Raw genomic sequence first — 11,861 nt, 5'->3', positions numbered from 1 at the left:
ATCGGTGATCCTGATCCGTATAAGCTGGGATCAAAATGGCTACTTATGCACAGCCTAAAAAAGAAACAGGCGTTGTTCTTTGGATAACTACTGGTTATACGCATGAAACAGGCCATGTTATCCACAGTCGATCGCGGGTTTAAGGTAAAAAAACAGCGCAATCAACTGGGGATCATTCTATTTTCCCGATCCCCAGCCACTAAAGATCGTTTTAAATCTGCGTTTTCCATGTGGCGACCCACACTTCGGCCGGGTCTTCCGGGATCTCATGCTCCAGCACGTCGATCTCCAGTCGATCGCCAATGCGTTTGGCGCCCAACTGGTTCAATTGCTCTTCCAGCAGTTTGATCGCGCCGCAGAAAAGATCGTATTCATGATTACCAATGCCGACTGCGCCATAACGTAAGCCAGAGAGGTCCGGTTTTGTTTCCTGCAGTGCTTCATATAAAGGAAGCAAATTATCAGGCAGTTCACCGGCACCGTGCGTGGAGGTAACGATCAGCCAAATCCCTTCCGGTTGCAGCTCATCCAGCTCTGGGCCATGCAGCACCTCGGTTGAGAAGCCCGCTTCCTGCAGTTTTTCTTCCAGATGTTCAGCAACATATTCGGCGCTGCCAAGGGTACTTCCACTGATTAACGTAATATCGGCCATGATGCTCTCCCGCACTAAAGGCGAGCATTGTACGCTGTGATCAAGCCGTGATCCACCTGTGGAAAACAGGGTTAATAGTAGAAAGCATCAGGCGGCAAGTCGCGCCATACGCGCGATCTGCCGGGGATAAGTTTGTGCACAGATTAGAGAGGGGTTACGGCTTAATAGTGCGCATGATCGGGTTTTGCAGGGAGATCAGGGTTTCGGTGGACTGAATTTCGTCGATGGTCTGGATCTTGTTGATCAACACCTGTTGCAAGGCATCGATTGATCGGCACATCACTTTGATAAAGATGCTGTAGTGGCCGGTGGTATACCAGGCTTCCACCACTTCATCCAGCGCGTCAAGTTTGCTCAGAGCCGCCGGATAATCGCGCGCGCTTTTAAGGATAATGCCGATAAAGCAGCACACATCGAAGCCGAGCTGACGCGGATCGATCTCCACGCGCGTGCCCAAAATAATGCCCGCCTGACGCATCTTCTCCACCCGCACATGAATGGTGCCGGGGCTGACGTTGAACTGCTTGGCGAGCTCGGCATAGGCGGTACGCGCGTTCTGTAGCAGCGCATTCAGAATCCCGCGATCCAGGTTATCCAGCTGAAGGTGTTCCGCCATTGTCCATCCTCGTTGAGTTCTTCTTCTATGAATAGAGGAGAATGTGCAGCAAATTAGCGGTGCAGGCAAGGTGCAGACAACAGCCATGCCGTTGTCTGCCTGCTTTTTAGCGCTTACGCCAGAAGGTCACTTGCGCCTGCGTGTGCTGGAATTTGCGCGCCGTTTCGCGGATCACAAAGGGTACATCCTGCGGCGGTGCCACTTCGTCAAAGGCATCACGCAACAGACGCTGCAGCGCCTGATAGGTCGTCAGCGCTTCACCATTTTCGCGAACACCGCCCAGCCAGTTCTCTTTCGGCGTGAAATCTTCTAGCCAGGTATACGGCGATGACAGCACCAGCAAACCACCGGCGCGGATCATCGGCGTGACATCCTGCAGGAAACGTTTTGGCTGACGCAGACGATCGATCAGGTTAGAGGCCAGCACCAGATCGTAACGGTCCGGCTGCGGCTTCAGGTTACAGGCATCGCCCTGCACAAACTGAATACGCTGCGCTTGCTCAGCTTCCAGACCAAACTCTTTCAGCCGCACCTGACGATACTCCACCAGATCGCCCTCTTCGGGCACCACATAGCGGAAATCCTCACCGGAGGTCAGCTGCAGCGCAACATCAATAAAGCGCGCCGAGTAATCCATGCCCGTTACTGACTCGAAGTGTCGCGCCAATTCAAAGCTGGCCCGCCCGGTGGCACAGCCGATATCCAGCGCCTGACCAAGCGCAGTACAGTGCGGCAGCAGCTTTTCCACCAGCGCAGCTGCGTAGTTGGGTACGTTGTAGTAGCTCGGCCCGTACTGGAAATCGAGATACTGCGACACCATGCTGTCGGTTTCATAAGGATTGAGCGTCATGCTCTCTTCATGGGAAGAAACGACATAGCGGAAACCGGCGTGCTGGAAAAAGTGACGACGGAAAGCGTAGCGCGCAGATTTCAACGCTTCATTGCCGGTGGAAATCCAGCTGCCACCTTTGATTAGCGCATGTTTGCCATCAAAGGTGGGTGTGGAGAAATCGTCGTAGAGCGGATGCACCTTAAAGCCTTCGAAACCGTTGGTTGGCGTCGTGGTCCACTGCCAGACGTTGCCGACGATGTCGTAAAACTCACCTTGTGCGAAGCGATCGACCGGGCTGGAGGAAGCCCAGTATGCCAGATTGATGTTGCCCGGCGCTTCAGTCCAGTCCGGCTGATCGCCGCCAACTTGCTCACGCAGCTGCGCCCATTCGGCTTCGCAGGGAAGCTGAACAGATTTACCGGTCTCTTCCGCCAGCCAGCGACAAAACGCGGCGGCTTCCAGTTGATTCACTTCCGCTGGCCAATCCCACGGCATCGCCACTTCTTCGGCCAGCACGCGCAGTTTTAGCTGATCGGGCAGCTTTTCGTCACCGACCCAGAATGTCGGCATCTGCGCACCGGAAAATTCACGCCAGCCCCAACCTTCGTCATCCCACCAGCGGCGATCGTTATAACCGTCCGCCGCAATAAAACGATAAAACTCGGCATTGCTGACCAGCATTTTGCTGGCCTTAAACGGCTTCAGTTCGGTTTGCTGGCTACCGTATTCGTTATCCCAGCCATAAGTGTCGTCGGTTTTGCCCTGCTGCACACGGCCGCCGGGCATCGCGATCAGAGAATTTTCCGGTACCGATTGACGATCGTGACGCGCCTGCGGGCAAACTGGCCAGTGCGGCTGCGGCTTAACCCATTCAATCGGCAACTGGCGCATCAGCACGCTGGAGGTTTCCAGATGAATACGTTCGTGTTCGATGCCCATCAAAATCACCCACGCCGGGCTGTCCCAGTCGATCGGCAGTTCCAGCGGCATGGTGCGAATAAACTCACTCACCAGGCTTTTCACTTTGCCACGATAGTCGCGCACTTCTGCGATGGTCGGCCAGTCGTAATGGCTGTCGTTGAGATCGTCCCAGCTCATCTCATCCACGCCGATCGCCATCATCGCCTCAATACGATCGTCAACGCGTTGATCGAGGTAGCGGCCTGCCATCAGCTTATTAATGTAGAAGGTTGCGGTGTGACCAAAATAGAAGATCAGCGGATGGCGCAGCGAAATGGCTTTGTTAAACCAGGCGCGCTCGTCCGCCAGGCAATCAAACAAGCTTTCATACAGTTCCCAGGTTTGGGTGAAGTACGCCAGCAGCTCGGCCCGTTTTTGTTCGGAGTGTTGGCCGGAAAGTTTCAGCGTGCGGGTCGGTGCGGGAAGTTGGGCGGTCGTCACAAGGTGCTCCAGTTTGCTAAATGCTCGAACTTATCAATATAGCAAATTAGCATTTCCGCCAGATGAATTAGCGCTGCCAGCGGCGCAGCAGACGGCTTTTCAGGCCGGTATCGAAGCGCCAGATGTGATCGAAGATGCGCAGAATGCCGGGTTTGCCATGCAGCGACATTGCTACCGCGTGGAAGCGCTGTTGATGTTGGCGCTGACGCTGCTTAATGGTGCTGACGATGTCGTCCGGCAAACGCTGGGCAATAAAATCCGAAACGATCACCGCATCCGCTTCCTGCCACGCGCTGCCTTCCATGCGTTTCACCACCGCCGCAAGGCAGGCAGCGAGATCGGTACCGCCGCGAAAACGCTGGCTGAGGAAACGGATCGCCTGCTCAATGCCGTTATCAGCGGTGAGTTCATAACCGATCACTTCATGAGCAAACAGCATGATGTAGCAGCGGCGCTTATCCGCCAGCGCCACTTTCAGCAGCGCCAGGCAAAAGGCTTTGGCGCAGCGTTCATTGAAACCGCCCATCGATCCGGACGTATCAACGCAGACGATAAACGGGCCGCGCGGTTGCTCTTCATGCTGCTGGTGGCTGACCGGACTCATGGTGATTTTTTCGTGCCACGCATCGCCCTGTAGACGATAAGTCAGCAAGCGTTTCTCGACTAAACGCCGATAAAACTCCAGCTCTAATTCGCTAATGCTCAATGCCGCTAGCTCAGGTGGCAACAGACGCAGCACATCATCGCTTTGATGAATGCCGCTGACTTCTTCCGGTACGTTATCCGGTTCGCGCACCAGCTGGTGAAACGCTTCCAGCGGCGCATCCTGCGACGGCACCGATTTGGCCTCGCGGCTGCGACCCAGCTGCTGCGCCAGCTTCATCAATTCCGGCTGCTGGGCGAGGAAATCGCCGTACTGCACGATCAGTTCATAATCGCCGTGCTGCAGCGGCGCTTTGCTTAAATCCCACAGGCGTCCGGCGGCGGCTTCATCGTCATCGGTCAGGATCGGCGCCAGCTGACCGCTGATCGCCATGCGCTGCTGCAGCTCGGCCATCAAGCGTTCGCGCTGCTCTTCCAGAAGGGTTTCATTCAGCGTCAGCGTTTGCAGCGTCAGGCTGAGACGCCAGCGTTGCAGGAACAAGGTGTGTTGCGCGTTGCTGAGCTGGTCGCTTTCAGCATTCAGCAGCAGTTTGCTGGCTTCTTCGATGAACGGCGACGGCAGGCTTTTCAGCTGCGTCATAATGTTGGGTAACTGCTGGGTGAAATGTTGCGTGCTGAGTAGCTGCATCTGTTGAAACAGCTGAAACTCCTGCGCCAGCGCTTCTGGCACCGGCGTGACTTTGATCTGCTCGGCGATCTCCGATCGCCAGCGCGGCAGATCGCGCATCATGGCTTGTTTCAGGCGGGGAAATTTCTCAAAGAACAGCGCCAGTTGCGGCGAGGCGAGCAGCGCGATAATCAGCTCTTCGATTAACTCGGTTTCGCCAATCGACAACAGCGCACTCAGCGTCTCCAGTGAGATCATTTTCTCGCCTGTTTCAGCTGTTCCGCGACATCCTGCAGGCTGGTTTCGATGCGCGCCAGCCAGTCATCGCTAATGAACAGACAGCGCTGATGCTGGCTGAACAGCGTGCGCTGCGCGCGCAGCTGGGTTTCCAGCGCGTCATATTCATCAGCGATCTCCTGCGGCATCTCGCTGCTGCTGCTGGCGCCCGGCAGCGTCAGACGCGTGGATTGCAGGCTGGCATCGCGCAGCGTCAAACAGTGATGAGTATCCACCAGCATATCCAGCGTCTGACCAAAGCCGATGCCGTTCAGCTTGCCACGGATTTCACCGCCCTTCAGCAGCCACTGATCCAGCGCTTCGCGGCCAATCAGAATGTGCGTCACCTGCATGTCGTGCAGCATCAACGGTTGTTGCAGCATTAGCGTCAGTTGATCATCGGTGATGGCGGCGGGTAATTCGTAGTGCGGTTTGCGGCTGAACATGCCGCTGTGTTTCTCCAGCGTCAGCGCTTGCGCCACGCTTTGCTGCTGTTGCAGCGCCAGCTGGCGGCTTTTGATCTGCTGCAGCTTATGTAGCAGCGCCTGTTGCTGCCACGCATGTTGCGACATTAGCGTATCGATTTCGCGATCCAGCATTTTCATCGACGCCACGTCATGCCACAGGCAATCTTTCAGCAGCACTAAGTCGATGGGCGCGATGGCCACGCGGCCGCTGTAAAAGGCGCTAGCCTGCAACAGGTGAATGGCTTTCTTCCAGCGACGATCGGAAATGTACGGCGCGTCCGGCAGCGTTTCTAACTGCTGACGAAGCTGATAAATCAGTTCAAACACATGATCCGGCAAACTGACCTGGCTGATGCCTTTCTGCCACTGCTCATACTCTTCGTCGCTGATGCGCAACGATTCCGCCACTGGATTGTCGTTTTCATCCTGCTGGTGGGTGAGCATGCTGCGGAAGTTCTGCTTCTCATGCACGTTATCCAGCCACAGGCGAATCAACATGCGGTCATACAGCGCTTCGAGGCCACTATCGGCTTCCGGCAATTCGTTGGAAGCGGTAACCAGCAGGCGCATTGGGATTTTTTCTTCGCTGTCGCCATTGCGGAAGCGGCGTTCGTTAATGGCAGTCAACAAGGTATTAAGAATTGCCGGGCCGGCTTTCCAGATTTCGTCGAGGAAGACTATTTCGGCATCCGGCAGATAACCTTTGGTCAGACGCTGATAACGCCCTTCATCTTTTAGTGCCTGAATCGACAGCGGGCCAAACACCTCTTCGGGGGTGGAAAAACGGGTCATCAGGTATTCAAATGCGCGGGCGTGCTGGAAGGCATATTTCAATCGGCGGGCAATCAGACTCTTGGCGATGCCCGGCGGCCCGAGCAGAAACACACTTTCGCCACTTAAGGCAGCCAGCAAACAGAGGCGGATCGCATGATGGCGTTCATACAGCCCTTTTTCCAGAGCGTTGCTCAGGCGAGAAATTCTTTCTGCCAAAAGATGGGGTTGAGCCATAATCACATCATTATCCTTTTGATCCTGGTGCCGTCATAGTCTGGCGAGCGCAATACTCTACTGATTATCATGCGCGATTGCGTTGATAGCCGTCAGCTTTTTTGTTTCAGAAGGTTGATGCGAGAAAACTCGCCGCTTCCAACGGTTTTTTGGCGCTATTTTCGGCGAAAAACCGCGTCACCGACGCGATGGTGACACTTTGTAAGAGTAGGTTTTTTTGGGAATATGTGCATACTGTGCGCTTTTTGATGGCTTGAGCGGAAGGCAAGCGCCTCCGGCTCCAACAAAAGACAACTTATGAGCTCGGATAAGAAACAGTCCCTTGGGGCAGTCACGCTGGCGGCAATTGGCGTGGTGTATGGCGATATCGGTACCAGCCCACTCTATACATTGCGTGAATGCCTCTCTGGTCAGTTTGGATTTGGCGTGGAGCGCGAAGCGGTTTTTGGCTTCCTGTCGCTGATTTTCTGGCTGCTGATTCTGGTGGTGTCGCTAAAGTACATCAGCTACGTAATGCGTGCAGATAACGCCGGTGAAGGCGGGATTTTAACGCTGATGTCACTGGCCGGACGAAACACCGGCGCCAGAGCCACCGCGATACTGGTGATCATGGGCCTGATCGGCGGCAGCTTCTTCTACGGGGAAGTGGTGATCACGCCGGCGGTGTCGGTGTTATCGGCGATAGAAGGTCTGGAAATTGCCGCGCCGAGCCTCGATACCTACATCGTGCCGTTGGCGATTGCGGTGCTGACCTTGCTGTTTGTCATCCAGAAGCACGGCACCGGCATTGTCGGTAAGCTGTTCGCGCCGGTGATGCTGCTGTGGTTTATCATCCTCGCCGTATTGGGTGCGCGTAGCATCATTAATAATCCTGACGTGCTGCACGCCATGAATCCTTACTGGGCGCTGCACTTCTTTATTCAATACAAAAGTGTCTCTTTCTTCGCGCTGGGCGCCGTGGTGCTGGCGATTACCGGCGTGGAAGCGCTGTATGCCGATATGGGCCACTTCGGTAAATTCCCGATTCGTCTCGCCTGGTTTATCGTGGTGCTGCCTTCACTGGTGCTCAACTACTTTGGTCAGGGCGCGCTGCTGCTCAAACATCCTGAAGCGATCAAAAACCCGTTCTTCCTGCTTGCGCCGGATTGGATGCTGATCCCGATGTTGATTCTCGCCACCTTAGCCACAGTGATCGCCTCGCAAGCGGTGATTTCCGGCGTGTTCTCATTAACGCGTCAGGCAGTGCGTCTCGGCTATTTGCCGCCGATGCGCATTGTGCACACCTCAGAAGAGGAGTCCGGGCAGATCTACATTCCGGTGATTAACTGGCTGCTCTACTTCTCGGTGGTGATTGTGATTGTCGGCTTCGAACACTCCAGCAATCTGGCGGCGGCTTATGGCATCGCGGTCACCGGCACCATGGTGCTGACCGCCATTCTCTGTTCTACCGTGGCGATTCAAAACTGGCACTGGAACCGCTATCTGGTGGTGCTGATTCTGATTGCCATGCTGATCATCGATGTGTCGCTGTTCTCCGCCAACCTGATCAAGGTGTTCTCCGGCGGTTGGCTGCCGCTGACGCTGGCGCTGATGATGTTCATCATCATGACTACCTGGAAAAGCGAGCGTTTCCGTCTGCTGCGTCGCATGCATGAGCACGGCAATTCACTGGAAGCGATGATTGCATCGCTGGAGAAATCGCCGCCGGTACGCGTGCCGGGCACCGCGGTGTATATGTCGCGTGCGTTGAATGTGATTCCGTTTGCCATGCTGCATAACCTCAAGCACAACAAAGTGTTGCATGAGCGCGTGGTGCTGCTGACGCTGCGTACGGAAGATGCGCCTTACGTGCACAACGTCCGTCGTGTGACTATCGAACAGTTGTCGCCCACCTTCTGGCGCGTGGTGGCGAGTTACGGCTGGCGCGAAACGCCAAACGTCGAAGAGATTTTCCACCGCTGCGGTCTTGAAGGCCTGAACTGCCGCATGATGGAAACCTCCTTCTTTATGTCGCATGAATCGCTGATTATCGGCGATCGTCCGTGGTATCTGCGCCTGCGCGGCAAGCTGTTCCTCGCGCTGCAACGCAATGCGCTGCGCGCGCCCGATCAGTTTGAAATCCCACCGAACCGCGTGATCGAACTGGGAACCCAGGTCGAGATTTAACGCTGTGCGCGTCACCAACTTAAGGTGACGCGCAATCCTCCGCTGGCGCGCTGGCTGAACTGCAAGCGAACGCCGTGCAACTGGGCAATATTTTTCACGATGGAAAGCCCTAATCCGCTGCCGGTTTGCGCCTGTCCTGGCGGTCGCCAGAAGCGTTCACCCAACCTTATCAACTGCTCATCGCTGACGCCTGGCCCGTTATCATCAACGGTAATGGCGCGGGCATTGAGCTGCACATCAACAGTGCTGCCCGACGGCGAATAGCGCAGCGCGTTATCCAGCAGATTGCGCACCATCAACCCCAGCAACAGCGGATGACCGTTCATCACCGGTTCGGCATGGCTGGTGAACTGCAAAGCGGTGGTTTGTTGTTCTGCCTGCGGGAAGTGCTCCGCCAGCAGGTTTTGCAGCAGCGGCGCCAGCGCCACCGGTTGAAACTCGCTGCGCAGATCGTCTGCTTCCACGCGTGACAGCGTTAAGAGCTGATCCACCAGACGCGTGGCGCGCACGATGCCGCTATCCAGTTGCTGAATGGCGCGTTTGCGCATCGCCTCATCATCATCAGCCAGTTGAATCACTTCACTCTGCACGCGCAGCGCCGCCAGCGGGCTGCGCAGTTCATGGGCGGCATCGGAGGTAAAACGACGTTCGCGCTGCACCAGATGCGCCATACGACTGAACAAACCGTTAAGTGCCACCACCAGCGGCTTCACCTCTTTAGGCAAGCGCGTGTCCGGCAATGGCGTGGCATCATCCGGCGCACGCTGATGCAGGGAAAGCGTGAGGCGTTTCAACGGGCGCAGCTCGAACCACACCAGCGCCAGCAGCAACAGCAACATAAAGGGCATGGCGATCAGCCACGGCAGCAGGCTGCTGAGCGCCAGATCGCGCGTCATATCTTCGCGGTATTCCCACTCTTGCCCGACCACCACGCGATAACGCTTATCCTCGGAGGTGAGCCACACCAGGCGCCAGCTGTCTTTATCGCCGCGCAGTCGTCCATCAACAAAGCCATCGCGCTGATGATCGAATTGCAGATCGCGGCCGTTTTCGCCGTCGTTCAACAACGGTTGGCCTGCCGCGCTGAAAATGGCAAATGCCAGCGCATCATCATCCTGATCGCCGCGGTGATGGCGCAGGATCGCTTTGGTTTTCGGCAGCGTCACGTCCTGCAGCGAGGTGGGATCGAGCGCTATCAGCCGTTTGGCGAACAGCATTTGCTGAGTATCAAACAGCTCGTTCACCGTATCGCGGGTTTGATGCCATGCGCTGAGGCCGGCCAGGCCGCCGCACACTATAATCAGCAGCACAAAGCCGATGGCGAGGCGCAGAAACAGACTCATTCCGCCGCTCCCAGCGTATAACCGACGCCGTGCACGGTACGAATAAACTGGCTGCCGAGTTTCTTGCGCAGATGATGAATGTGCACTTCCACCGCATTGCTGGAGACATCTTCATCCCAGCTGTAGAGCTTCTCCTCCAGCTGACTGCGCGTCAGCACGCGGCCAGGATTACGCAGAAACAGTTCCAGCAGCGCCAGTTCGCGGCTTTTCAGGCTAACGGGTTCGCCATCGCACAGCACGCTGTGGCTGCCGGGCGCCATTACCACGTTGCCGTGTTTCAGTTCCGGCTGCAGTTGCCCATGACGGCGGCGGATCAACGCCTGCAAGCGTGCCGCCACTTCTGTTAATGCAAACGGCTTACACAGGTAATCGTCGGCGCCGAGTTGTAATCCCTGGACGCGCTGATCGAGCGCATCGCGCGCGGTGAGAATCAGCACCGGCACATCGTGTCCTTGCTGGCGCCACTGACGCAGGATATCCAGACCATCGCGTTCGGGCAGCGACAGATCCAGCACCACTGCGTCCCAGGGCGCGGCGGTCAACGCCTGAAATCCGGCTTCGCCGGAGACAAACCAATCCACGCTGAAACCGAGTTTGGTCAACCCGACTTTCAAACCGTCGCCAATCAGCGTGTCATCTTCAATCAGTAAAATGCGCATCAACTCTCCTTTTGTTAAGCGGAGTTATACGAAGCACAATTGCTCTTGTACAGCGAAAATCCCGTCAAATAGACTATTTTTCATGAATGTTAGCCAAACGGATTCTCTTAAGATCCTGTTAAGAACCTTATGGTGAAATAGCTCCCGTAAACCGACACATTCATGGAAAAGAGGTGAATTATGAAAAAGTCTGCAGCTCTGTTAGCGATTGTCGCCCTGGCCGCCACGCCGGTTCTTGCCGCTCAGCAAGGTGGCTTTGTTGATCCCAATGCGCCATCCGCGCAGGTGAAGTCCGGCGGGTTCAAAGCCGATAACACCAGCGTTGTCACGGTGAAACAGGCCGAAGAGATGAAAGACGATAGCTGGATTACCGTGCGCGGTACGCTTGAGAAGCAAATCGGTGATGAGGATTATCAGTTCCGTGATGCCACCGGCACCATGAAGGTTGAAATCGATCATAAACGCTGGAACGGTTTGACCATCACGCCGAAGGATAAGGTAGAACTGACCGGCGAACTGGATAAAGATTTCAACTCCATCGAACTGGACGTGAAACAGGTACGTAAACTGCCTTAATGCCATCTTCGGGGCCGCAGCAGCGGCTCCAAAATCCCACCAAACTCAAATTCTCTCCGGCACAAGCGAAACGTTTCGATGGCGATCACATTTCCGTGATGCCGCCATTGAGTTGCCGTGCGCATTTTATACACTCCCGATCAGCGAAACGTTTCGCTGTGGAGTGGAATAAATGAAAAAAGGTCGCTTGTTAAACGCTGAAGTCTCACATGTGATTGCTCGCCTGGGGCACACCGATACGCTGACGATTGCAGATGCAGGCTTGCCGATTCCGGCCGGTCCACAGCGCATCGATCTGGCGTTAACGCCGGGTACGCCCGAATTTCTACAGGTAGTTGACGTTGTCACGCAGGAGATGCAGGTCGAAAGCGCCCTGATGGCGGAGGAGATTAAGCAGCACAATCCGCAGCTCCACAGCGCACTGCTCGCCGTGCTCGAAGCCTTGCAACAGCACCAGGGGAATGTCATCACCATCCGTTACACCAGCCATGAACAATTCAAACAACATACGCAGCGTAGTCAGGCGGTCATTCGCAGCGGAGAGTGTTCTCCGTATGCGAATGTCATCCTGAGCGCCGGCGTGACCTTCTGAGGC

General features: G+C 55.8%; 10 protein-coding genes. 3 read left to right on the top strand and 7 right to left on the bottom strand.

Going from position 1 to position 11,861, the window contains the following annotated elements:
* Positions 1–211: 211 nt before the first annotated feature.
* The 5 genes from mioC to ravA all read right to left on the bottom strand — a co-directional run bounded on the left by mioC (position 212) and on the right by ravA (position 6,522).
* The gene (gene mioC / locus P6287_RS19585) at positions 212–652 is read right to left on the bottom strand and encodes an FMN-binding protein MioC (RefSeq protein WP_277974303.1); all 441 of its coding nucleotides are present in this window, start codon (positions 650–652) and stop codon (positions 212–214) included.
* A 154-nt stretch (positions 653–806) separates the two neighbouring features.
* On the bottom strand, positions 807–1,268 hold the full coding sequence (gene asnC / locus P6287_RS19580; protein WP_008106733.1) for a transcriptional regulator AsnC: 462 nt from the start codon (positions 1,266–1,268) through the stop codon (positions 807–809).
* Between the two features lie 106 nt (positions 1,269–1,374).
* The gene (gene ovoA, locus P6287_RS19575; RefSeq protein WP_277974302.1) at positions 1,375–3,501 is read right to left on the bottom strand and encodes a 5-histidylcysteine sulfoxide synthase; all 2,127 of its coding nucleotides are present in this window, start codon (positions 3,499–3,501) and stop codon (positions 1,375–1,377) included.
* Between the two features lie 67 nt (positions 3,502–3,568).
* On the bottom strand, positions 3,569–5,029 hold the full coding sequence (viaA, locus tag P6287_RS19570; RefSeq protein ID WP_192236792.1) for an ATPase RavA stimulator ViaA: 1,461 nt from the start codon (positions 5,027–5,029) through the stop codon (positions 3,569–3,571).
* Positions 5,026–6,522, bottom strand: coding sequence for an ATPase RavA (gene ravA / locus P6287_RS19565; protein ID WP_192414269.1), 1,497 nt, complete (start codon positions 6,520–6,522; stop codon positions 5,026–5,028). Before ravA ends, viaA begins: the two co-directional genes overlap by 4 nt.
* Before the next feature lie 297 nt (positions 6,523–6,819).
* Between ravA and kup the strand changes: the two genes are divergently transcribed.
* Positions 6,820–8,688 (top strand): low affinity potassium transporter Kup, encoded by a 1,869-nt coding sequence (kup, locus tag P6287_RS19560; RefSeq protein ID WP_101763918.1) that lies wholly within the window; start codon positions 6,820–6,822, stop codon positions 8,686–8,688.
* Positions 8,689–8,699: 11 nt separating this feature from the next.
* On the opposite strand, the gene qseC is transcribed toward kup, so the two are convergent.
* Both qseC and qseB read right to left on the bottom strand, forming a co-directional pair.
* Positions 8,700–10,031: a quorum sensing histidine kinase QseC gene (gene qseC / locus P6287_RS19555; RefSeq protein ID WP_277974301.1), complete on the bottom strand. Its 1,332-nt coding sequence runs from the start codon at positions 10,029–10,031 to the stop codon at positions 8,700–8,702.
* A complete protein-coding gene (gene qseB, locus P6287_RS19550; protein ID WP_137386813.1) occupies positions 10,028–10,690 on the bottom strand; it encodes a quorum sensing response regulator transcription factor QseB in 663 nt (220 codons plus the stop codon). The genes qseC and qseB overlap by 4 nt, the downstream gene beginning before the upstream one ends.
* 180 nt (positions 10,691–10,870) lie before the next feature.
* On the opposite strand from qseB, the gene P6287_RS19545 reads away from it, so the two are divergent.
* A complete protein-coding gene (locus P6287_RS19545; protein WP_277974300.1) occupies positions 10,871–11,266 on the top strand; it encodes a YgiW/YdeI family stress tolerance OB fold protein in 396 nt (131 codons plus the stop codon).
* Between the two features lie 172 nt (positions 11,267–11,438).
* Complete coding sequence (gene rbsD, locus P6287_RS19540) at positions 11,439–11,858, top strand: D-ribose pyranase (protein WP_101763922.1); 420 nt, start codon at positions 11,439–11,441, stop codon at positions 11,856–11,858.
* Positions 11,859–11,861 lie beyond the last annotated feature (3 nt).

The sequence above is a fragment of the Pantoea sp. X85 genome (assembly GCF_029623675.1).
GTDB classification, from domain to species: Bacteria; Pseudomonadota; Gammaproteobacteria; order Enterobacterales; family Enterobacteriaceae; genus Pantoea; species Pantoea leporis.
Note: the sequence above shows the minus strand (reverse complement) of the source record. Positions and strands in the feature narration are given on the sequence as shown.

Coding starts and splice junctions, on each gene's coding strand:
- mioC (WP_277974303.1), bottom strand. CDS start 652: ATGGCCGATATTACGTTAATCAGTGGAAGTACCCTTGGCAGCGCCGAA.
- asnC (WP_008106733.1), bottom strand. CDS start 1,268: ATGGCGGAACACCTTCAGCTGGATAACCTGGATCGCGGGATTCTGAAT.
- viaA (WP_192236792.1), bottom strand. CDS start 5,029: ATGATCTCACTGGAGACGCTGAGTGCGCTGTTGTCGATTGGCGAAACC.
- ravA (WP_192414269.1), bottom strand. CDS start 6,522: ATGGCTCAACCCCATCTTTTGGCAGAAAGAATTTCTCGCCTGAGCAAC.
- kup (WP_101763918.1), top strand. CDS start 6,820: ATGAGCTCGGATAAGAAACAGTCCCTTGGGGCAGTCACGCTGGCGGCA.
- qseC (WP_277974301.1), bottom strand. CDS start 10,031: ATGAGTCTGTTTCTGCGCCTCGCCATCGGCTTTGTGCTGCTGATTATA.
- qseB (WP_137386813.1), bottom strand. CDS start 10,690: ATGCGCATTTTACTGATTGAAGATGACACGCTGATTGGCGACGGTTTG.
- P6287_RS19545 (WP_277974300.1), top strand. CDS start 10,871: ATGAAAAAGTCTGCAGCTCTGTTAGCGATTGTCGCCCTGGCCGCCACG.
- rbsD (WP_101763922.1), top strand. CDS start 11,439: ATGAAAAAAGGTCGCTTGTTAAACGCTGAAGTCTCACATGTGATTGCT.